At 64.0% G+C, this 20,116-nt stretch carries 20 protein-coding genes and 1 tRNA gene; 16 read left to right on the top strand and 5 right to left on the bottom strand.

Annotated elements, in window-relative coordinates; translation table 11 throughout:
• Nucleotides 1-9: 9 nt before the first annotated feature.
• Together ASD79_RS22515 and ASD79_RS22510 are read left to right on the top strand one after the other, a co-directional pair.
• The gene (locus tag ASD79_RS22515) at nucleotides 10-675 is read left to right on the top strand and encodes an LON peptidase substrate-binding domain-containing protein (RefSeq protein WP_056725855.1); all 666 of its coding nucleotides are present in this window, start codon (nucleotides 10-12) and stop codon (nucleotides 673-675) included.
• Between the two features lie 158 nt (nucleotides 676-833).
• On the top strand, nucleotides 834-1,034 hold the full coding sequence (locus tag ASD79_RS22510; protein WP_056725852.1) for a Trm112 family protein: 201 nt from the start codon (nucleotides 834-836) through the stop codon (nucleotides 1,032-1,034).
• Nucleotides 1,035-1,100: 66 nt separating this feature from the next.
• Here ASD79_RS22510 and ASD79_RS22505 read toward each other — a convergent pair whose 3' ends face one another.
• A complete protein-coding gene (locus ASD79_RS22505; protein ID WP_056725850.1) occupies nucleotides 1,101-2,351 on the bottom strand; it encodes a UbiH/UbiF/VisC/COQ6 family ubiquinone biosynthesis hydroxylase in 1,251 nt (416 codons plus the stop codon).
• Nucleotides 2,352-2,528: 177 nt separating this feature from the next.
• Between ASD79_RS22505 and ASD79_RS22500 the strand changes: the two genes are divergently transcribed.
• On the top strand, nucleotides 2,529-3,797 hold the full coding sequence (locus ASD79_RS22500; protein ID WP_156400634.1) for a hypothetical protein: 1,269 nt from the start codon (nucleotides 2,529-2,531) through the stop codon (nucleotides 3,795-3,797).
• An 894-nt stretch (nucleotides 3,798-4,691) separates the two neighbouring features.
• On the opposite strand, the gene ASD79_RS22495 is transcribed toward ASD79_RS22500, so the two are convergent.
• Nucleotides 4,692-5,123 (bottom strand): acyl-CoA thioesterase, encoded by a 432-nt coding sequence (locus tag ASD79_RS22495; RefSeq protein WP_056725847.1) that lies wholly within the window; start codon nucleotides 5,121-5,123, stop codon nucleotides 4,692-4,694.
• On the bottom strand, nucleotides 5,124-5,417 hold the full coding sequence (locus ASD79_RS22490; RefSeq protein WP_082585068.1) for a zinc-finger domain-containing protein: 294 nt from the start codon (nucleotides 5,415-5,417) through the stop codon (nucleotides 5,124-5,126).
• Between the two features lie 153 nt (nucleotides 5,418-5,570).
• On the opposite strand from ASD79_RS22490, the gene ASD79_RS22485 reads away from it, so the two are divergent.
• Nucleotides 5,571-6,533: an ABC transporter ATP-binding protein gene (locus ASD79_RS22485; protein WP_056725844.1), complete on the top strand. Its 963-nt coding sequence runs from the start codon at nucleotides 5,571-5,573 to the stop codon at nucleotides 6,531-6,533.
• Between the two features lie 131 nt (nucleotides 6,534-6,664).
• Here ASD79_RS22485 and ASD79_RS22480 read toward each other — a convergent pair whose 3' ends face one another.
• Nucleotides 6,665-7,561, bottom strand: coding sequence for a 5'-methylthioadenosine/S-adenosylhomocysteine nucleosidase (locus ASD79_RS22480; protein WP_056725842.1), 897 nt, complete (start codon nucleotides 7,559-7,561; stop codon nucleotides 6,665-6,667).
• 210 nt (nucleotides 7,562-7,771) lie between these two features.
• On the opposite strand from ASD79_RS22480, the gene ASD79_RS22475 reads away from it, so the two are divergent.
• The 10 genes from ASD79_RS22475 (at nucleotide 7,772) to ASD79_RS24155 (ending at nucleotide 16,992) form a co-directional block, all read left to right on the top strand.
• On the top strand, nucleotides 7,772-8,848 hold the full coding sequence (locus tag ASD79_RS22475) for a purine nucleoside permease (protein WP_056725840.1): 1,077 nt from the start codon (nucleotides 7,772-7,774) through the stop codon (nucleotides 8,846-8,848).
• Between the two features lie 2 nt (nucleotides 8,849-8,850).
• A complete protein-coding gene (locus ASD79_RS22470) occupies nucleotides 8,851-10,167 on the top strand; it encodes an NCS2 family permease (protein WP_056725838.1) in 1,317 nt (438 codons plus the stop codon).
• Nucleotides 10,168-10,226: 59 nt separating this feature from the next.
• A tRNA-Arg gene (locus tag ASD79_RS22465) sits at nucleotides 10,227-10,303 on the top strand.
• A gap of 548 nt (nucleotides 10,304-10,851) precedes the next feature.
• Complete coding sequence (locus ASD79_RS22460; RefSeq protein WP_082585066.1) at nucleotides 10,852-11,349, top strand: hypothetical protein; 498 nt, start codon at nucleotides 10,852-10,854, stop codon at nucleotides 11,347-11,349.
• 41 nt (nucleotides 11,350-11,390) lie between these two features.
• Nucleotides 11,391-11,837: a hypothetical protein gene (locus ASD79_RS22455; protein WP_235524563.1), complete on the top strand. Its 447-nt coding sequence runs from the start codon at nucleotides 11,391-11,393 to the stop codon at nucleotides 11,835-11,837.
• Nucleotides 11,822-12,214: a sigma factor-like helix-turn-helix DNA-binding protein gene (locus ASD79_RS22450; RefSeq protein WP_056725833.1), complete on the top strand. Its 393-nt coding sequence runs from the start codon at nucleotides 11,822-11,824 to the stop codon at nucleotides 12,212-12,214. The genes ASD79_RS22455 and ASD79_RS22450 overlap by 16 nt, the downstream gene beginning before the upstream one ends.
• 439 nt (nucleotides 12,215-12,653) lie before the next feature.
• Complete coding sequence (locus tag ASD79_RS22445) at nucleotides 12,654-13,037, top strand: hypothetical protein (protein ID WP_056725831.1); 384 nt, start codon at nucleotides 12,654-12,656, stop codon at nucleotides 13,035-13,037.
• Entirely contained in the window at nucleotides 13,034-15,094 is a 2,061-nt protein-coding gene (locus tag ASD79_RS24165; protein ID WP_156400633.1) for a hypothetical protein, read from the top strand. Before ASD79_RS22445 ends, ASD79_RS24165 begins: the two co-directional genes overlap by 4 nt.
• Nucleotides 15,091-16,296: a BREX system ATP-binding domain-containing protein gene (locus tag ASD79_RS24160; protein ID WP_156400632.1), complete on the top strand. Its 1,206-nt coding sequence runs from the start codon at nucleotides 15,091-15,093 to the stop codon at nucleotides 16,294-16,296. The genes ASD79_RS24165 and ASD79_RS24160 overlap by 4 nt, the downstream gene beginning before the upstream one ends.
• Nucleotides 16,297-16,359: 63 nt before the next feature.
• The gene (locus tag ASD79_RS24155) at nucleotides 16,360-16,992 is read left to right on the top strand and encodes a hypothetical protein (RefSeq protein WP_156400631.1); all 633 of its coding nucleotides are present in this window, start codon (nucleotides 16,360-16,362) and stop codon (nucleotides 16,990-16,992) included.
• Nucleotides 16,993-17,531: 539 nt separating this feature from the next.
• On the opposite strand, the gene ASD79_RS22435 is transcribed toward ASD79_RS24155, so the two are convergent.
• Nucleotides 17,532-17,774 carry a hypothetical protein gene (locus tag ASD79_RS22435; RefSeq protein WP_056725828.1) on the bottom strand — a complete coding sequence of 81 codons (243 nt, stop codon included), beginning with the start codon at nucleotides 17,772-17,774 and terminating at the stop codon, nucleotides 17,532-17,534.
• 56 nt (nucleotides 17,775-17,830) lie between these two features.
• Between ASD79_RS22435 and ASD79_RS22430 the strand changes: the two genes are divergently transcribed.
• Both ASD79_RS22430 and ASD79_RS22425 read left to right on the top strand, forming a co-directional pair.
• The gene (locus tag ASD79_RS22430; RefSeq protein WP_200952346.1) at nucleotides 17,831-18,484 is read left to right on the top strand and encodes a hypothetical protein; all 654 of its coding nucleotides are present in this window, start codon (nucleotides 17,831-17,833) and stop codon (nucleotides 18,482-18,484) included.
• A gap of 117 nt (nucleotides 18,485-18,601) precedes the next feature.
• Nucleotides 18,602-20,050, top strand: coding sequence for an ATP-binding protein (locus ASD79_RS22425; RefSeq protein ID WP_056725824.1), 1,449 nt, complete (start codon nucleotides 18,602-18,604; stop codon nucleotides 20,048-20,050).
• Nucleotides 20,051-20,116 lie beyond the last annotated feature (66 nt).

The following is a 20,116-nucleotide window of genomic DNA, read 5'->3' as shown; positions in this document are numbered from 1 at the left end:
AGCCTGCCCATGCCGGGCGTCTATCGAAAGGCCGACGACCTGCCGCTGGTGATCCCGGTGTTCCCGCTGGACGGCGCCCTGCTGCTGCCCGGCGGCCAGCTGCCGCTCAACATCTTCGAACCGCGCTACCTCAACATGTTCGACGACGCCATGTCGGGCGAACGGGTCATCGGCATGGTCCAGACCCGGACGGGCGGCGATCCCGAACGGCCCAACCTGGCGCCGGTCGGGTGCGCCGGTCGGGTGACCAGCTTCGCCGAGACCAGCGACGGCCGCTATCTGGTCACCCTGACCGGGGTCTGCCGGTTCCGGGTCGGGGCCGAGCTGCCCAGCCGCGGGCCCTATCGCCAGGTGCGCGCCGACTTCACGCCCTTCGAGGCCGACCTGCGCGAGGGGGCCGAAGGCGCGACCTCGGGCGGCGACGGGGAGGCCCTGCTCGGGGCCCTGCGCCGCTACCTCGACCACCGCGGCCTGGCCATCGACTGGAGCAGCGCCGAGGCCGCCCCCTCCGACGCCCTGATCAACAGCCTGGCCATGGCCCTGCCGTTCGAACCGGTCGAGAAACAGGCCCTGCTGGAAGCGCCGACCCTGACGGATCGCCGAGAGACCCTGGTGGCCCTGCTGGAGATCGACGCGGCGAAGGGCGACGACGAAGACCCAACGATGCTGCAGTGAAAACCCCTTTCCCTCCCCCTTGCGGGGAAGGGGGGACCAGCGAAGCTGGTGGGTGGGGTCTGCTGACTCATCAAGCCCCACCCGTCGGCTTCGCCGCCACCCTCCCCATGAAGGGGAGGGAGTTCTCATCAGCCGGAAAACCGCCTACAACTGCCGCCATGACCGCCGCTCCCCCGCCCCCGCCCGCCGATCTCGACCCGCGTCTGCTGGAGGTGCTGGTCTGTCCCGTCACCCGCGCGCCGCTGTTCTATGACCGCGCCCGGGGCGAACTGATCAGCAACGCCGCCAAGCTGGCCTATCCGATCCGCGACGGCGTGCCGATCATGCTGCCCGAGGAAGCCCGCAGCCTGGAAGACTAGCCGATGGATCCGCGTCCAAGGGTGGTGAAGGTTTGACGCAGGTCCTCCCCCACAGGGGGAGGACTGTTAAATCGCCACGCCGCGCAGCAGCTTGGGCAGGTCGCCTACTCCGCCGCCGGCCTCGTGCATGAAGAACCGGCGGGCCGGGGCGATGCGGTTGACCGCCGCCATGCCGACGCCACGCGCCAGGCGCAGCAACGGGTTGTCGTTGGAAAACAGGCGCACGAAGCCGTCGAAGGCCAGGGCGTTGGAGACGTTGTCGAACCGCCGCCAGCGGGCGTAGCGCTCCAGGGTCGCCTCGGCCCCGATGTCCTCGCCGTTGCGCAGGGCTTCCACCACCACCTCGGCCAGGGCGGCGGCGTCCTTGAGGCCCAGGTTCAAGCCCTGGCCGGCGATCGGGTGCACGCCGTGGGCGGCGTCGCCGATCAGGGCCAGGCGCGGGGCGACCAGCCGCTCGGCCAGCGACAGCGACAGTGGGTAGACGAAGGTCGGGCCGGCCATCTCGACCGTCCCCAGGAACTCGCCGAACCGCCGCATCAGATGGGCGTGGAAGGCCTCCGGCGAGGCGTTGCGCAGCGCCTCGGCCCGGTCGGTGCTCTCGGTCCACACCAGGCTGGCGCGATTGTCCGTCAGCGGAAGGATAGCGAACGGACCGCCGGGCAGGAAATATTCGTGGGCCACGCCCTGGTGCGGGTGCTGCATGCGCACCGTGGCCACCACCCCGCTCTGGCCATAGCTCCAGCCGATGTCGCCGATGCCCGCGGCCTTGCGCAGCACGCCGTTGCGGCCCTCGGCGCTGACCACCAGCGGGGCCGACAGCGTGCGACCGTCGGTCAGGGCCAGGGTCGCGCCGGCGGCGGTGACCTCCAGCCCCGTGGCGCCGGCCGGGGCCAGCACGGTGATGTTCTTGTCGAGCACGGTCCGGGCCAGGGCGGCGCGGATCTGGTGGTTCTCGATCAGATAGCCCAGCGGCTCGCCGTCCGAACGGTCGGCGATCTCGGCGCTGTCGAAGCGCAGGAAGAACGGCGACGGCCCGCCGGTGCTCGGGCCCGGCGCCTTGCCGTCGGTGACCAGGATCTGCTCGATGCGCTGGGCGTGCGGCGCCAAGGCCTCGCCGGCCCCGATCGTCCGCCACTGGCGGAACGACGAATAGGCGATGGCCGAGGACCGCCCGTCGAAGGTCTCGGCCAGCTGGGCGTCGAACGGCTGCGGATCGACCAGCAGCGGCCGGACCCCGGCCGAGGCCAGGGCGAGCGCCAGGGTGGTTCCGGCCATGCCGGCTCCGGCGATGATGACGTCGGCGTCGTGGTCGCGCATGGGCGGATATGGCGCTGGCGAGGGGGCGGTGTCTAGTCCGGTCGAAGACTGCTCCGGCCCTTCGCACTCATTCGGTGCGCGCCCGATTTCAGGCCGCGAGGAGACTTGTGACCACGATTTCACTTGTGGTTTTCAGAGACCGCCGCAAGGAAGCTTCACATAACAGGGGTGATTGATATGAAGCTGAAATCGATTGCGGCGGCCTTGGCGCTCGCAACCCTGTGCGCGGCTTCCGCCCACGCCGAACCCGTTGCGTCGCTCTCGTTCGCGGACCGGCTGGCGCAGGCAGGGTCGCCGCTAACCGTCCGGCCGGAGGGCTTCTCGGGTCCGGGAGCCGCGATACTATCGGAGGCTATAGACGCCAGCCGGTACGTCCTCGTCGGCGAGAGCCATTTTTCGCGCGAGATCCCCGCCTTCACCACGAACGTCTGTCGATTGATGGCGCCCGGCGGCCTGACGGCCATGGTCGTCGAGATCGGGCCGGAGGCCGCCGGAGTGGTCAACGCACGGCTGAGAGCGCCGAACCGGGAACAGCAGATTTCTGACTTCATGAGCTCCCATCCCGACGCCATGGCCTTCCTCAACAGCCGCGACGAGGGTCAGACGGCGGCCGATTGCGCGGGTTTCGCCGGGCCGGACTTCAAGCTGTGGGGGCTGGACCAGGAGTTCCTCGGCACGAGCGGCTATCTGTTCGAACAGATGCTGGCGGCCGGTCCAGGACCGCTCGCCCGCGCCCAGATCGAAGCGCTGGCCGAACAGGAGCGGACGGCGATGCAGGCCGCGCTCACCTCCGGTTCACCCATGGACCTGTTCCTGCTCAAGGCCACCGATGCGACGCTAGATCAGGCGGGGACAGCCATCGACCAGGACGGCGGCGACCGGGCCAAGGCGCTGTTCGCCGCCTTGCGCGAAACACGCGCCATCTATCAGGCCTCGCAGTCCCGCAGTGGCGATCCGAACGGGCGCAGGGCGCGGCTGATGAAGCGGACGCTGGTGACGCATTTTGCCGAGGCGCCGCGGGCACGCCTACTGATGAAGTTCGGCGCCTACCATCTCTACAAGGGCTACAATCCACTCGGCCAGCGCGACCTGGGCAATTTCGTCGCTGAACATGCCGACGGAGAGGGCGTGAAGTCCCTCAACCTCATCGTCGCCGGCGCGAGAGGCGTGGAAGCCGGATACAACGGGGTCGGCCGCCAAGTGGCCGTGCACAACTTCGATGCGACCACGGGCAAGGACAGCGACTGGTCCAAGGATGTGATGCTGGCCCGCCCGTCGGGCACGCCGCCGGGCGATTGGTTCCTGGTGGATCTGCGCCGTTTGCGCAGCGCCGATCTGGAAGCCCTGACGCCTGAATGGCGCGCGCTCATCCGCGGCTACGACCTCGCCGTTGTGGCGCCGGAACTGTCTGCCTCCACCCTGCTGGGGGTTCATGACGCCCCTTAGGGCTCAGGACACATTCCTCATAGCCAGACGCCGGAGCAGGCTCGCCATCAAGGTTTCAAGGCGCGGCCTCGCCGCTGGCGGATAACGTCAGGGGTGGTGGCCGTACGTGGCCGGGGACGCGCTCTCACGGTCGGACGCCGGCCCGGTTCGCGGGGCGGTCAGGGTGAGTGCGTGTCCCCAACCGATCCGTTGAGCTTGGTATCGGGCCGTCATTGCAACGCCGTGGATGTCATTGGGGACACGCACTCACCCCATGGTTCGTGGTTGATTGGTCGAGACCTTGCCGTGAGAGCATGTCCCCGGCGGGGATCCAGCAGCGTCCATCCCCGCCGGCGCCACGAAGAACTCCAACCTTTCCAGCCTCCTGAAAAATAATCAGCGTCACAAGTCCTCGGCGCTCAAACCTCCCGCACAATCATGGCTGTCCCCATCGCGGGGGAGGGCTCTTGGTACCGGCCCAAGCAGGCGATGGGGATCGAACCGAGCGGGGCCTGGCTGGCCTGGCGGGCGGATCGGCTTGGGCGGCGGGTCTCAGAAGGATCCAAGGCCTGGGGCGGGCGAACCGGCCTGTTCCAGGATCTGTCGGAGTCGCTGACGGCCCCTTCCGGGCGACTTTGATCCTGCCCGTCCGAGGGGGAACGTCGACCGGGATGAAACAAGCCCTCAGTCGCCGTCCCTTGAGAACAACGGTTCGGCGGAGCGGTCAGGTCTAGCCGAAACGCATACACAAACCCACGGTCATCCGGGCTCGGCCCGGACCGCTCCGCGCCTCCCCATCCGCTCGTCGCGAAAGCCCGAGGTCGTAGAGTCATGTCCGCCAACATCGTGCCCGCGAACACTTGCCCCCACCTGACCGCTTCGCGGTCTGTCGCGGCGAGGGGGCGGAGGCGTCGCCTAAGGCAGCGGCCGGGGCTTCCGGTCCTCGCCGATCGCCACGAAGGTGAAGACGCCCTGGGTCACCTTGTGGGCCTGCTCGCCGTCGCGGCGGCGGCGCCAGGCCTCGACCTCGACCTTCAGCGAGGTGCGGCCGACATGGACGACGCGGGCGAACAGGCTGACCTCGTCGCCGACGAACACCGGGCTGATGAAGGTCATGCCGTCGACGGCGATGGTGGCGCAGCGGCCGGCCGCGCGGTGGAAGGCGATCGACGCCGCCGCCAGGTCCATCTGCGACAGCAGCCAGCCGCCGAAGATGTCGCCCTCGGGATTGGTGTCGGACGGCATGGCGATGGCCCGCAGCACCGGGGCCTCGTGCGGCCATTCGGCGGCTTCCCAGGCCTTGGCCAGGGATTCGGCGCGTTGCAGGGGCGAGAGCTCGTCGCCCATCTAGTGGCCGCCGGAGCCTTCGTAGACCCCCGGGGCCAACCGTTCGCTCTCGTCGTGACCGGCGGCGGTGGTGGCGACGAAGCGGCGGTCGCAATAGGGGCAGTCGACGAAACCGGCCGCGCCCATCTCCAGCCAGACGCGCGGATGGCCCAGGGCCCCGCCGACGCCGTCGCAGGCGATGCGGTGCGAGCGGACCATGATGGTCTCGAGCGCGGGACCGGCGCCAACCTCCGTGACGACGGGTTCCATGGCGGTGGGAGCGGTGGACACCGCGGTCTTGGCCTTGCGCGCCATGTTGGTAAAACCCTTGAATTCCAGACGCGGCCTTGGCGTGGCGGCGATGCAGGCATACCTATGCGACCTGTCGCGCCGCCGTCAATTCACGCCGCGCGTTCCTTTCTCTATTGTCCCGCCATCCCTGCGTTGGGGGACCCATCTGGACGTTCCATGGACCTGCCCGCCTACGCGATCGAGGCCGAAGGCCTGTTCAAGACCTACCCGGCCAGCAAGACCGCGCCGCAAAAGCTGGCGCTGAACGGCATCGACCTGAAGGTGCCGCGCGGCTCGATCTTCGGCCTGCTGGGCCCGAACGGCGCGGGCAAGTCGACCTTCATCAACATCCTGGCCGGCCTGACCCGCAAGAGCAGCGGCACGGTCCGGATCTGGGGCCGCGACATCGACGAGCGCCCGCGCGACGCCCGCGCCGCGATCGGCGTGGTGCCGCAGGAACTGGCCGCCGACGTGTTCTTCACCCCCCGAGAGTCGCTGGAGGTCCAGGCCGGCTTCTACGGCGTGCCCAAGAACGAGCGCCGCACCGACGAGCTGCTCAACGCCCTGGGCCTGGGCGACAAGGCCGACGCCTATGTCCGCCAGCTGTCGGGCGGCATGAAGCGCCGGCTGATGGTGGCCAAGGCCATGGTCCACATGCCGCCGGTGCTGATCCTCGACGAGCCGACCGCCGGGGTCGACGTCGAGCTGCGCCGCCAGCTGTGGAGCTATGTCACCGGCCTCAACCAGCTGGGCGTGACCATCGTCCTGACCACTCACTACCTGGAGGAAGCCCAGGAGCTGTGCGACCAGATCGCCATCGTCAATCGCGGCGAGGTGGTGGTCAACGAGCCGACGGCGACCCTGCTCAAGCGCATGGACATCCGCAACGTGGTGGTGACGCCGGAAGAGCCGGTGACCGCCGCCCCGCTGCTGCCGGGCTTCGAGACCAGGCTGCGCGGGGCTGGAGCGTTCTCCGTGTCCTACCGCACGGGCCAGTCCAGCGTCGAGCAGGTGCTGGCGGCGGTGCGCGCCGAGGGGCTGAAGATCAAGGACATCGCGACCGAGGACCCGGATCTGGAGGACGTGTTCGTGTCGCTGACCTATGGCGATCCGAACGCCAAGGATCCGCTGAAGACCTAGAGGCGCGAAAGCCCTCCCCCTGTGGGGGAGGCGGCCCGAATGGGCCGGTGGGGGGAGACGTCGGGCGGCGGATCACTTCCCCCCTCCGTCGGCTTCGCCGACACCTCCCCCAGAGGGGGAGGACCTAGCCGCTAAGGCAAAGCCTTCACGAACGCTCTGACGACGGTGGCGCTGTTGTCCGCCGCGAAGCGCAGGAAGATCGGGAACTGGTTTCCCGCCGGGTCGCCGCCGGCTAGGTCCGACAGGCTGCGGAAGGCGATGAACGGCGTCTTGTTGACATAGGCCACCTGGGCCACGGCGGCGCTTTCCATGTCCAGCACCCGGGCCCCGAACACCTCGTGGGCGTATTGGCGGAAGGCGGCGTTGTCGACGAACACCGGGCCCGAGCCGCCCACACCGCCGACCACCACCTTGGGCGGCTTGGTCAGACACTGGTCGGCGGCGCAGCGTCGCAGCTTCAGCCCGGCGACGCTCGTCCGCGCCACCTCCAGCATCGCCGCGTCGACCGGAAAGATCTTCAGGTGCTCGGGCGTGGCCGGGTCGCGATGCACCGTGACCTCGCGCGGATACATCATGCCGAAGCTTTGCCTTCCATCCGTCAGGCCAGGCGTCGGGGCGAAGCCGCCGGGGACCTCGCGGGCATAGGCCATCTCCGACGACTGCACCCAGCTGTCGGGCGCCACCACATCGCCGACCTCCAGTTCGGGATCGGCCCCGCCGGCCACGCCAGAGAACACGATGCGCTCGATCCTGAAGCGGTCCAGGCCTGCCTGGGTGGTCATGGCGGCGTTGACCATGCTGATGCCGCTGAGGAACAGCACCACCGGCTTGCCCTCCAGCGCGCCGGTCACGAAGCGCGTACCGCCGGCGGTGAATTCCTGCTTGTCGGTGGTCGCCGCCTCCAGGGCCGCCATCTCGGGCGGGAAGGCGCTGATCACCGCCGTGCGCGGCGACGGGTCCAGCAGTTCGGCGGCCTGGACGGGGGCGGGCGCGAGCGCCAGCAGCAGGAGCGTCAGGAACAGGCGCATGGCGGACTTTCGAAGCGGTGGCGATTCGCCGCCACCCTAGCGGCGACCCGGGCGTCGAGGCGAGCCCGCTGCGCCTTTCCCCGTCAGACCCCGCCGGAACGCCCGGGATCGGGCGCCGCGAGGCCCCGTCCAGGCGTCGGTCAAGTTTGCCGATTGCGCCGCGCGCCGCGCCGGTCAATTTTCTCCGCCGGTTTTCGAGTTGGGGTCGGCATGCGCGCACGGTGGTTTTCGCTTCTCATGGCCCTGGCCGTCGCATTGGGCCTGGGCGTCGTCGCCCAGGCCAAGCCGCTGCCGATCAAGGTGGTGATCGTCACCACCTTCGAGATCGGAGCCGACACCGGCGACTTCGCCGGCGAGTTCCAGCCCTGGGTCGAGGGCTGGCCGCTGAAACATGAGATCGCCATTCCCGGCGTTCGCCACCTCGCCCGCTATTCCGACGACGGCGTGCTGGCCATCGTCAGCGACATGCGCGGCCGGACTCGCGAGAGTGTCGCCGCCCTGATCCTCTCGGACCAGTTCGACCTGTCGAAGGCCTACTGGATCGTCAGCGGCATCGCCGGGGTCGATCCCGCCGCCGCCTCGGTCGGCAGCGCCGCCTGGGCGAAATACGTGGTCGACGCCGATCCGATCTACGAGGTCGACGACCGCGAGATTCCGGCCGACTGGCCCTACGGCCTCTATGCGAACGACGCCGAGCGCCCGAACGTCAAGGGCAAGGCCGAGGGCTCCAGCGCCATGGTCTGGACGCTGGACGCCGGCCTGGTCGACTGGGCCTACGGCCTGACCCGCGACGTCAAGCTGCCCGATTCCGCTGCGCTGCAAGGCCTGCGCGGCGGCTATGCGGGCGAGCCCCTGGCGCAACGGCCGCCGTTCGTGCTGGTGGGCGACGCCCTGGGCACGGTGCGGTTCTGGCACGGCGCCCGCCGCACCCAGTGGGCCCGCGACTGGGTCAAGCTGTGGACCGACGGGGCGGGAACCTTCACCATGACCGACTGCGAAGACCAGGGGATCCTCGACGTGCTCGACGCCCATGCCGCCGGCGGCCGGATCGACCGACGCCGCGTGCTGGTGCTGCGCACGGCCAGCAACTATTCGCGCCCGCCGCTCGACCAGCCGACCTTCCCGCGCGTGTTCCACGACGAGGGCGCGGCCGCGGCCTTTGCCGCCACCTTCCGGGTCGGCGGCGTGGTGGCGCACGAACTGATCACCCACTGGGACCGCTACGCGATCGCCCTTCCCACCGCCCCCGCTTCCACCAACACCCAAGCCCCCGGCCGGAGCCAATAGCCATGCTCGATCGCTTCTTCGGCCTCAAGGCCCAGGGCACCGACGTCCGCACCGAGGTGCTGGCCGGCGTCACCACCTTCATGACCATGGCCTATATCGTGGTGGTCAACCCGGCGATCCTCGGCGAGGCCGGCATGCCGGTGGCCGCCGTGGCCGCCGCCACCTGCCTGGCGGCCGGCTTCGGCTCGATCCTGATGGGGCTGATCGCCAACTACCCGCTGGCCCTGGCCCCGGGCATGGGGCTGAACGCCTATTTCACCTACACGGTGGTCAAGGGCATGGGCGTGCCGTGGGAGGTGGCGCTGGGCTGCGTCTTCCTGTCGGGCGTCGCCTTCCTGATCCTCACCCTGGCCGGGGTGCGCCAGATGATCGTCGGAGCGATCCCCAAGCCGCTGTTCTCGGCCGTCGCCGCCGGAGTTGGGCTGTTCATCGCCTTCATCGGTCTGAAGGAGGCGGGAATCATCGTCGCCAGTCCCGCCACCACCGTGGCCCTGGGCGACCTGACCACCCCGACCGCCGCCGTCGCCATCATGGGCCTGGTCCTGATCGCCGTACTGCAGGCCTGGCGGGTCAAGGGCGCGATCCTGATCGGCATCCTGCTGGCCACCGCGGCCGGCTGGGCCCTGGGCCTGGCCAAGATCGTCCCGGCCACCTCCAGCCTCGCCGACCTGACCGCCACGGCCTTCAAGATGGACGTCATGGGCGCGTTCAACCTCAAGGGTGGCCTTGGACTGGCCATGCTCGAGATCATCTTCGTCTTCCTGTTCGTCGACCTGTTCGACAATGTCGGCACCCTGGTGGCGGTGACCAAGAAGGCCGGCCTGCAAGCGCCGGACGGCTCGATCCCCCGCCTCAACCGCATCCTGCTGGCCGATTCGGCGGCGACCATGGTCGGGGCCGCGGCCGGCACCAGCACGGTGGTCAGCTATATCGAGAGCGCTTCGGGGGTCACGGCCGGCGGCCGCACCGGCCTGACGGCCGTCGTCGTCGGCCTGCTGTTCCTGGCCACCCTGTTCTTCGCCCCCCTGGTCCAGGCCATCCCGGCCGCCGCCACCGCCCCGGCCCTGATCCTGGTCGGCGCGATGATGGTCGGCAGCCTGACCGACATCGACTGGGCCGATCCGACGGTGGCGATCCCGGCCTTCCTGACCCTGATCACCATCCCGCTGACCTTCTCGATCGCCAACGGCCTGGCGTTCGGCATCACCAGCTACGCGGCGCTGCGGCTGCTGACCGGCAAGATCGGCAAGGGCGACTGGCTGCTACTGGTCCTGGCGGCCCTGTTCATCCTGCGCTTCGTTTATCTGGCGAAAGGCTGACAAGACCCGTTTGCGCCGGCGCGGCCTTTCGGCTAAGACCGCGCTTCCGCAAGGCGGAAGCACCCGTAGCTCAGCTGGATAGAGCGTTGCCCTCCGAAGGCAAAGGTCACACGTTCGAATCGTGTCGGGTGCGCCAAAAACCTCAATAAAATCAATAAGTTGATATTTTATACCGTCTGATGGCGGACGATTTTCAGCTGCCCGGAAGCAATACGGAAGCACGATATACGGCTATTTTGGCGTGAAATTTCGTGGAATCGGCAAATCCGGAAGCAAGCTGAGCCGCCGACCTGACCCCAATAGGTCGCTTAGGTCCTAGCCGCTGCGCGCGAAGGCCGGTGTGCTGAGTGTGCTGGGTGGTACCCTTACTTCTTCAACCGTACACCTGCGCCAGCGACGTCATCCGCCGCTTGAAACACTACCCCAGCTTCTTCAAGAGCGCGCCGCACGGCCTCAACGTTGACCACCGAGCTACGTTCAGGTCCGACCGCGCTTTCCATGCGACGAATGGTTGGAATCGAAACGCCCGACGCCTGGGCCAATTTCGGACCACTCCAATCAACAAGCGCCCGTGCCGCTCGAATTTGCGCGGCGCTAATTGATACGTTACGACTCATGTGATACGTTTCGACTTGTATGAGATGATTCACAGAAGCTAAGCAATCAACATACAAGGTTATCGCCATGAGCTCACGTCGAAAGGCGGGAAGCGCGCCTGCGCGCCTGTTTGAACCGTCAAGGCGTACCGTGCTGGCCGGCGGGTCTGCGACGCCGTTGGTCGCCGGTCTCGCGTCGGCCAGCGCGCAGGGTGATCCCGCCCTTGCCATTTGTCAGCGTTGGCTCGCCGTGGATGACGAGCGCAAGCGCCTTCAAACCGAGTGGGGCAACCTTGAAGGTTGGCTGATCAAAAAGCGCAGGTGGTATCGCCTGTCAGGCGATGAACGGGCCGCCATCCCCGAGGGCGCCAGACTCGCCGAGATCGACGCGCGGTTGGATGTGCTGGAGGAAGAGAACCAAACCCTTCTCAAGGCGATGCGGCCGGCTCCGGCTAAGAGTGTCGAGGCGGTTGTCGCCAACCTGTCGGTAGCGGGCGGCCTGATCTTCGAGGAGGATCACCCGGAGGCCCATGGACTGATCGTCCGAGCCGTTCGTGACCTTGCGGTTCTTTCCGGTCGGCTATGATCCGCCGCGCTCCCAGGCGGCGCGACGGCGCCGATCGCCCGTTGGCGCACACCTTCCGCCGGAATGCTGCGGGCTTCCACGAGGCGGCCGTGGCGGCGCTGGACCGTCACCCAGAGGCGACCCGCTACTTCCTGGCGATAGCGATCGAACTGGCGCTCAAGGCCTATCTGCTCCATCGCGGGATCAGCGACGACTGGAACCGGGTTCACATCCGCCACGATCTGGCCAGGGCGCTGAGGTGCGCCCGGCGAGCCGGTTTTGACGGCGCGCCCGCTGAGCTTCCAGCGCTTGCTGCGCTTCTCAGCCCTTACTATCAGGTCCACGCCATCGCGGTGATGCCCCCGGATGCGATAGCGTCGGCATCCTGGCCCGAAGCCTGCGAAACGGTTCGAGCGCTAATCGCTGCCGTCACCCGCGCGACTGGCGATCAGGGATGGGGCGACGCAGCCTTGCGGACCGGGAGGCATGGCGGATGTACGGGACTTTGAATCTCTGGCCGTTGGAGCCGGCGCAACTCTGGCGCCTTCGTCATCCGTCTCTGTGGGCTGGACCCAGCTTCGACCCTGATGACGAGATTGACCTGTGCCGATATGCGATCCTGCGTCTACCCGAGAGGGAACGTGACGTCTTCGTGCTGAGCCGCTTCAGGGGCCTGACTTACAGCGACATCGCACGCCGCCTGAAGATCGAACCCGCCGCCGTCGAGGCGCACCTCGCGGCGGCGCTCGGCATGATCACCCGGACCATTGATCTGGCGCGCCAAGTTCAACCGGACAGCCGTAGGTCACTTGGTGACCTCTCGCGGCTTAAGCCGCACGCCGAGCCACAGCCGGCCGGGCGACAGGCGGTCAAGGGGGGCCGCTAGGCCATCGCCGCAGGCGACGGCGAAGCCGCCCTTGAGGGCCTGGCGAACGGCTGGCCCTTCCACGCCGGCCGGCCCCCCAAAATACGCCAGGGCACACCGACGGCGCGGCGGGTCTTGAAAACCTTGATCATCGGGGAAAAAGCGCCAGACGCGCAAAATGAGCGCCGTCGGTTCAGCCACGCGCCAGCCCAACCCCCGCAACGCCTCGGACGTAGACCGACGGCGGTGCTTTTATCTGGCCGTCGATCCCTCAGGAGCATTCCACCTAAAAACTCTCCTACACCTTGGTCAGCATGGATGGGCGACGCGCTTAGCGCTCACCATCGCTTGACGATCTTGCTCACGCCGCAAAGAACCTAAAGGTTGTGAAGCTTGCACGGTGTGCAAAGATGCGGCGTGGCTTACGTAAGGCCATGGGGGGAATACACTTGGTAGAACGATGCTCATAAAAGTGCGCGAGGGGATTTTTGACCCGCAAGGGCAACCCGACGGTGACGGGCTACTGGAGCCAAAGGGGCGCGAGTTGTGGGCCGCCAACGTGGACGATCTCTCCGCAGCCGCATTGCATGCCGCTGGCGTACTCGTGGATCCGGGTGAATGGTATCGGCTAGAAGACTTCAAGTCGCTCGTAGGCGGGGCTGCGAACGCAAACGAATATGGCGTGTTCAGCGCCGTTAGTGCTCCTCAGCCCGGCGTTGGCAAGCCCTGGATTGCGACGATTGAAATTGCGGAGCCAAAGGCGGCGTTAATGGTTTGTGGTTCCGTTATCGACCACATTGAGCAATTGCAGTTGGACAGCAGCATCTGGATCAGAGTCGAATGACTCGAGTTCGCCTAACTCTTGATCAGTGCGGTAAAGGCCGGCACCTGCAAAACCTGCCGGCCGGATCGTATTCCGTCGCCTATAATGATTCAACTCACCTCCAGCCAAGCGAGTGGGTGCAACTTGGATTACTCCAAGTACATGCGGCGAACATTCCGACTGAAGACAGTTCGTCGGAACAGTTCTATACGTTTTCAAAGCTGATTTCAGGCGTGCCGAAAGGCACGGGAAAAACCGAAGCTGAAGACGCAGCCCGTCGCGTCAGAACGATTGAAGACACGTTGGCTCTAGTTTTAGGCCGAGTTGGCCTATTGAAGCCGGAGGTTCCGCTCGAACTTCTTGAGCAACTTATAAAATTGGACGAGCAGGATGGTGTCGTAATCGTCCCTGATACAAATGCTCTGCACAATGGTTCAGTGCATTGGCTTCTCAGGGTTCTGCATCGGCCATCTATTTGGCTTATGCCTGTTGTTGCCTCACTCACGACCATTCAGGCACGTGACGCAACGATCAAATCGTTAGTTAATAAATTCAATATCACCAATATAAGTAAAGTTCTTAGATCACGTGGATTGGTAAACGGTGCCTTAGGGCTTCTTGAGCGAAACAAAGGACGCTGCCAGGTCGTCGAAATTGACCCGTCGCTGCTTCGCTACCAAAAAATGGCTTCTTCTTCGGGCAGTGATCCGGACCAAAGTGATGTACTTGAAGATCGACTGATAATTGAGGCGATCCACAACGTGCTGCGGTCGATGCGTTCGCGGACGGCACGGCGAGTAGTCACCTCTGACGTAAATATTGCTCGCGTCCTTTCGGCCGAGGGCATCGAAACTCTGTTTGTCCCGAGCCTGGTTCTGGGCGATGCACCGGTTGAATGTCTGCGATATGACGCACTAGCACGCGGTTTCGTGGGGGCGCCACTACGCGCTTTGGCGTGGGAGCTTACACACGCGTTCGGCACGGTCAGAATTTCGATTGCGAAGAACCCTGTGGCCACATTGGAATGCTACTGGCCTGGAAAGACGCCAACAGAATGGGCGGGCGAAACTCTCACTTGCTCGTTTGAACCTGTCGTTCACGAAGTAGTCGCGACGATACCGGACAATGTGCCCTCTGTTGCGGCTGAAGGCGAAGCGAACGCAAGGGGCGGTTCGGTGCCGGTGGTTGAGGCCGTTGTTAGCGCGACGCCTACCATCGGTCGCGCGAATCCTGCGGCCGACGGGAAGCGCTCACGATCCGCCGCGCCGAAGGCGTCGGCTCCAATTGCGACACCGATTCCGAGGGCCTCGCTGCCTCAAACGTTGCGCATGCTGGCCGCTGCTCGCCGCATCGGTGGTGGCACGGTTGAGGAGATAGTCGCCGCCCTCGATCAAGACTCGATCTCATTGGACAAGGCGAAACGGCCGGTCGAAATTTTGCGGCGCATTGGCCTATTGGATCAGTCTGGCACGATGTTTCGCCCCACCAAAGACGTCGACACCGTTGAGACGGCGCTGGTGACGGATGATCTCGACGCGGTTAGCTCGATCCTGGAACGATGGGAGGCCTACAGGTCGTTCCTCACGGTCTTGAAGGAGCGAGGAACGGTGGCGCGACAAGAAATTGTCCCGCTCGTCCACGAGATCGTTGGTCGCGCCGGGCTCGAAGAAAGCGAGCGCCTCCCGCGTTTCCATATTTTGCTGGGCCAAGCCTGGTCGAACGGCGACGCGATCTTTGATGGCTCGAACCGGCCGACAGATCGAGACGCCACGGATGCGTTCGAGCAGGCTTTTGTCGAAGTTTCGTCCGTCGGGATCGCGAAGGTCATCGACCTCCTACCTCGCTTTTGCGAGCTGTCACGTATGAGCCCGTGGGCGGCCAAGCAGCGGCTCGAAAAGTTTGTAGCGGCCAGATCGTTGCCAGACTACACGTTCCAGCCGGCCGCGGGCGGCAAGCCGGTTTCGCGCGACGAAGCGATCACTGGCCCATTGGACAAAGTTCGGACAGAACCGGTAGTGATTGATCGTCTGTACCTTGGAGAGCGCCCAGTCTTGACCGTAGAAGGGCCCGCGCGATGACTTCTACGCTAGGCAACCTGCTGAAGGGCGTCGTCAGCGGCGAGCCCCAGAAAAACGAATTTCTTGCGAGCTATGGAATGCGGAGAAATCCATTCCCGCCCGCTCGAACGATCTATCCCGAGGTCATCTACAATCAGGAAGAGGCGATCAAAAAATTCGCCGCTGGCGTTACCGCTATTGCCGGCCCGGAGATTGCGCGCCGTAGCCTCGCCGTCTTAGGCGGAACGGGCCAGGGAAAGTCGCACTTCCAGCGCCATTGCCAATACGAAGTTAAACAAAATAACCTGCCAATCGTGACGGTGGAGTTCCTCGCTGGGACTGGCTCCGCGATAGTGTTGGTTAAAGAGATTTTCCGAGCTGCTGATGAGCACGTAAAGCTTGTTGGAGAGCACGATCTTTTGTCTGCTATCGTAAATCGCATCGAGAACGGTGAACTCGGACCTATTCGCCAGATCGACCTTCGGAATGCGCTTCTAAAACTTGTGGAGGCTGGGAAAGACGGTTACGTCCCCCAAGATCAGAGCCAGCGCTACGACTTCGCCAATTTACTAGATGTCTGCCGTCGCTGGATAGTTGGAGAAACGCTTACCTCAACTGATCGGCGCTATCTCCGAGTTTCAGGTCGCCTCTCTAGCGGCTCTCTAATGATCCGCGTAATGACCGAGCTGTTCGCGCTCGCCCGCCAGCAAAAATTGTTCAACGGCGTCATGATTTGCTTAGACGAGGTTGAGGCGATTTTTTCCAGCGGCGTTCCCGTTGCTCGCGTGCAGTCATTTTTGCAAGACGTTCGATATTTGTTTGACGAAGCATTCGGCCAGAACTCCGGATATTCTCTAATGATCGTCTCGGGCTCTACAGCTCGCGGCGCCGATAATCTCCGCAACTATAACTATCCGCTTTTCCAGAGATTGGGATTTGAGGCTGAAGCGAGGTCCGCGCTGCATCAAGTGAAGGATCTCGATGAGGCTCGCAAATTCGCAGATGTATATATTGAGCACGAGCTTGGAGCATTTAAGCAGGAAACTTCCACTCAGATCTCTCTTGATCGGGCGCGCGCATTAATTACAGAAGATGACCTAAAGGCTGCTTTCTTTGGAAAGACTGGAGCGCCATCTTCTGATGAGCGCAATCAAGCGCGATTGCTTGAAGAACTTCATCGGATAGTGGAAAATAAGAAAAGTGAGCATGAGGCGAAAAGCTAGAATTATTTAGCCTCGCCTTTCGCTTGCTGGAAGCAACAGCGACATCGGATGTAGTCACGCGCCATGCATCTGTCGCTGTTCTTAAAATGGATCTGGGAGCGGATCTGCGACGCCAATGGTGCCTGGCCATGGGCTGAAGCCAATCAAGGATTGCTTTCGAGTGCAGCGCTTGGGCTGGGCTTCTTCGCAATTTGGTATGAGAGCAGACGCGCCAACTTCGCTGAGGCCAAGGCAAAGGAAGCCGCGAGAGATTTGGAACGGCGCGAACGTCAGGCGCTGCGCGTGGAGAAATCTAGGCGCGCCCGCGCGTACCTAAAGGCTTGTGAAGCGCTTGTAATCCGCGTGGAAATTGCGATCGAAACTGAAGAAGCACTTGTGCAATATCGCCTTAACGAAAGCCCTAACGTGCAACATATGTGTAGTTTGCAACAGGATACTATCCACGCGAGCCAAATTGTACATCAAAGCTTGATCGCCCTTTTCCCCACGGCTCCGCTCGATCCCGCAATTATCATTTCTGCCCAGAAGGCCGCTAATGTCGCTGCCGCCTGTAGTGGGCAGGGCACGACCTCATGCACGGCCCCACAGATGTTGAAGTGGTTAAGAGCGCGTCTGGCAGATCTTCAAGACGTGAGGCGAGAATTACGACAGTGGGAGGAGATGATGGGCGAGCAAGAACTCGCTTCAGCTGCATAGAGTTTGCCACACCCTTTTGCTGGGAGCCAATCCGTACTAACGTATTGGTATGGTCCAGATCGTGTTCCTTGGAAAGGGTGCCAAGCCGCAACCTGCTGCAGGGAAAGCGTTCATAATCGACGTGGGCGGCCCCCGCGCGTCGGAATCCATAGAAGACTCCCCCACTCGGATGGTGTTGCGGATACCCAGCTCCGCGTATGACGACACCATCGCGACGTGGCACGAAAAGTTTGCCGCACATCCTGACAGGGTAATTTACGTGCGCGGCTACAAAGGTGCGTCAGGCTAGCTGCCGGATCATCCGACTAGGCAGAGTCGGCTGCATCCACGCTCAAGGGCTGTCCCGTTAGATCGCAGACCGACACACTGAGCACTTGTCGGAATGGAATGTCGCACGGCCCTGCATCCAGGACCCTCGCGGCTCATACTTGGGCCGAAAGCGATTGTCGGTTCTGGTCAACGCACGCCCGTGGAGCGAGGTGCGGGCTCCCAGCGAAAGGGCGGGAGTCGATGCGCGGGCCTTACAAGAAGCGCAGCGCCTAGGCGGCGACAGGCTGGCGGATGCTCCAGAGATCAATAAGCCGAAACGCGGCCTCAAGAGACGACGCCTTGCCCAAAACCGTTATCCCCTTGGAGCCCGGCGTCTCACTGGTTTCGAAGACGAAATAGCCCCCATACCCGAGATGGTCGCAACCCGCGTTTGCTATCGTCTTGCGCGAAAGCGTGGCTATATGGAGGTTGCAGCCGTTGCCGAGGCTGGAGGTCGCAAGGATTTCATCCATTGGCTTTGTCTCCACGTCCGACGCCCCGGATCACTGCGAACGATCTAGCCCTATACATGGTGTCATCTGACACCGCCCGGCTAGGGATCATCCGCCGATCCAAAGCGCCACAAGCGCCGCCGATCATCCGCTACCGGGATGTCCGCCCGGTCGTGACCGGCTTCCTATCAGATGATAGTAGGCGCGTGAATCCGTTAACTAGTGCTGAGCAAATGTTTCAGCAGCGCGCGGAGGATGCAGCGGAATCCGCATTGCGCCAGGATGATGCCAGAAACTCGATAGAGGTCCTGCACTCCATACAGGCCATGACTAATCAGATTTCACCCTTCACGTTTCGGCCTGGTCCACAGGCGCAGCCGAAGCTCAATCTAGGTGGTGTCGAAGTCTCAGTTAGGGCGGATCTATTCGTTCGGACGCCTATTCGCGGAGTCGAACATGCCGGCGCTGCCGTCCTCAGGTTAACGCAAGACGATGCAGATACGGACGCGGCACGGTCGAAGCGACGAGACATGGGTCTTTATGTCGCCACGCTCGTTCGCCTTCACGTCGATCAGAACCTCCAGCCGAACGTGCCGGTTTCTAATCGTCTCTGCATGTCCATTGATGTGCAGCACGGCGAACTATTCCAGGCGCCCGACGCCAACACTCGGCGGATGAACGACCTTGAGAGCGCCTGCCGAATGATCTCGGCGATCTGGACGGCCCTATAGGCGCCGTTGCCCGTGCTCGTGACTTTGACGGAGTGGTGCTCTCCAATGTGGTGGGTCCCTATGTTAAGGCACCAGAACTTGGGAGCCCGTGCTACCCGTGCCAGCCAGAGGTCCAGATTGAACCCCGCCCGCCTCTTCGCCATCGTTGAAGATCTTCGGCGCCATAAGGCTGAGGCGAACTGGTTTGAGTTCAAGGCCAATAACACGAATCCAGAACGGATCGCCCTTACGGTCTCCGGTCTAGCAAATGGCGCCCGACTCGCGGACCGCGAAACCGCCTACATGATCTGGGGCATCGAAGACGGTAGCCGGGAAGTGGTGGGCACCACCTTCAAGCCAGACGTGGAGACCGTGGGAAACCAGGGTCTCCAGATGTGGCTGGCCCAAAAGCTGGACCCCTGTCCGAACCTTCAGTTCCAGGAACTGGTGCATCCGGACGGGCGGCTGATCGTCCTCGAAATCCCAGCAGCTACCAGCAGCCCCGTCGCCTTCGATCGCGTCGCCTATATTCGCCTCGGCAGCGCCACGCCGAAGCTGCTCGACCACAAGGAGGTCGAAGCCGCGCTTTGGGCGAAGCTGCGACCGTTCGCTTGGGAGCAGGGGGTCGCGCTCAGTTTCATAACCAGCGACGACGTCCTGACGAACCTCGATTACGCCTCCTACTTCGATCTCTCCAAGCAAAGGCTGCCGGATAACCGGGCCGGAATTTTCGAGCGCCTTGAAGCGGATCGGTTGATCCGCCGCGAGACGGCGGAGCGATGGGACGTCACCAATCTTGGCGCGATCCTCTTTGCCAAACGGCTTTCTCTCTTCAAAGGCCTGGAACGCAAAGCGGTCAGGGTGATCCAGTATGTGGGGAACGATCGGACGGAGACGCTTCGAAGATACGAGGAGACCCGGGGGTATGCTGCGGGGTTCACGGCGGTCATCGACCACATCGACGGCCTGCTCCCTCGTAACGAGGAGATCGGGAAGGCGCTGCGCCAGGAGCGGTCGCTCTACCCCGACATCGCCATTCGCGAACTGGTCGCCAACGCTCTGATCCACCAGGATCTGACCGTTACGGGCGCCGGCCCGATGGTTGAGATCTTCACGGATCGGGTGGAGATCACGAACCCGGGCAAGCCGCTGGTGGAGCCGGCCAGGTTTGTCGACATGCCGCCCAGGTCACGAAATGAAAGCCTTGCCGCCTTGATGCGGCGAATGGGTATCTGCGAGGAGCAAGGCAGCGGCGTCGATAAGGCGCTCAAGTCCGTGGAGCTATTCCAGCTCCCGCCACCCGATTTCCGCGTGGACGGGGACAGTGTGCGCGTCGTGCTGTACGGCCCCCGCAGTTTTGCATCCATGACGCCGGCGGAACGAGTACGAGCATGCGCGCAACACGCGGCGCTACGCTGGCTTGCGGGACAGAAGATGACCAATGCGAGTTTGCGCGATCGCTTCGGATTGGGCAGTACCAACGCTGCGGCGGTTTCGCGCATAATTCGAGACGCGTCGGACGCGCAGCAAATACGTCTGGCTGACCCGCACGCACCGAAGTCCGGCTACGTGCCGGCGTGGGCATAAAGATTTGCTCGCGATTTGCTATAGCGGCGAGTTGTTCGCAAAACGTTCTAAACACCTTTATCAACA

Source organism: Caulobacter sp. Root655 (genome assembly GCF_001427665.1).
Classification (GTDB): Bacteria; Pseudomonadota; Alphaproteobacteria; order Caulobacterales; family Caulobacteraceae; genus Caulobacter.
The sequence above is the reverse complement of the archived record's forward strand: the minus strand, read 5'-3'. Positions and strand labels throughout refer to the sequence as shown.

What these genes read in the sequence shown, in the direction of transcription:
- ASD79_RS22480 (WP_056725842.1), bottom strand. Translation starts at nt 7,561, where the DNA reads ATGCGCCTGTTCCTGACGCTCCTGCTGCTGGCGCTCGCGCCCGCCCCC.
- ASD79_RS22460 (WP_082585066.1), top strand. Translation starts at nt 10,852, where the DNA reads ATGAGCTCACGTCGAAAGGCGGGAAGCGCGCCTGCGCGCCTGTTTGAA.
- ASD79_RS22430 (WP_200952346.1), top strand. Translation starts at nt 17,831, where the DNA reads ATGGTGTCATCTGACACCGCCCGGCTAGGGATCATCCGCCGATCCAAA.
- ASD79_RS22475 (WP_056725840.1), top strand. Translation starts at nt 7,772, where the DNA reads ATGCGCGCACGGTGGTTTTCGCTTCTCATGGCCCTGGCCGTCGCATTG.
- ASD79_RS22485 (WP_056725844.1), top strand. Translation starts at nt 5,571, where the DNA reads ATGGACCTGCCCGCCTACGCGATCGAGGCCGAAGGCCTGTTCAAGACC.
- ASD79_RS22435 (WP_056725828.1), bottom strand. Translation starts at nt 17,774, where the DNA reads ATGGATGAAATCCTTGCGACCTCCAGCCTCGGCAACGGCTGCAACCTC.
- ASD79_RS22505 (WP_056725850.1), bottom strand. Translation starts at nt 2,351, where the DNA reads ATGCGCGACCACGACGCCGACGTCATCATCGCCGGAGCCGGCATGGCC.
- ASD79_RS22490 (WP_082585068.1), bottom strand. Translation starts at nt 5,417, where the DNA reads ATGGCGCGCAAGGCCAAGACCGCGGTGTCCACCGCTCCCACCGCCATG.
- ASD79_RS22510 (WP_056725852.1), top strand. Translation starts at nt 834, where the DNA reads ATGACCGCCGCTCCCCCGCCCCCGCCCGCCGATCTCGACCCGCGTCTG.
- ASD79_RS22515 (WP_056725855.1), top strand. Translation starts at nt 10, where the DNA reads ATGCCGGGCGTCTATCGAAAGGCCGACGACCTGCCGCTGGTGATCCCG.
- ASD79_RS22500 (WP_156400634.1), top strand. Translation starts at nt 2,529, where the DNA reads ATGAAGCTGAAATCGATTGCGGCGGCCTTGGCGCTCGCAACCCTGTGC.
- ASD79_RS24160 (WP_156400632.1), top strand. Translation starts at nt 15,091, where the DNA reads ATGACTTCTACGCTAGGCAACCTGCTGAAGGGCGTCGTCAGCGGCGAG.
- ASD79_RS22470 (WP_056725838.1), top strand. Translation starts at nt 8,851, where the DNA reads ATGCTCGATCGCTTCTTCGGCCTCAAGGCCCAGGGCACCGACGTCCGC.
- ASD79_RS24165 (WP_156400633.1), top strand. Translation starts at nt 13,034, where the DNA reads ATGACTCGAGTTCGCCTAACTCTTGATCAGTGCGGTAAAGGCCGGCAC.
- ASD79_RS24155 (WP_156400631.1), top strand. Translation starts at nt 16,360, where the DNA reads ATGCATCTGTCGCTGTTCTTAAAATGGATCTGGGAGCGGATCTGCGAC.
- ASD79_RS22450 (WP_056725833.1), top strand. Translation starts at nt 11,822, where the DNA reads ATGTACGGGACTTTGAATCTCTGGCCGTTGGAGCCGGCGCAACTCTGG.
- ASD79_RS22495 (WP_056725847.1), bottom strand. Translation starts at nt 5,123, where the DNA reads ATGGGCGACGAGCTCTCGCCCCTGCAACGCGCCGAATCCCTGGCCAAG.
- ASD79_RS22445 (WP_056725831.1), top strand. Translation starts at nt 12,654, where the DNA reads ATGCTCATAAAAGTGCGCGAGGGGATTTTTGACCCGCAAGGGCAACCC.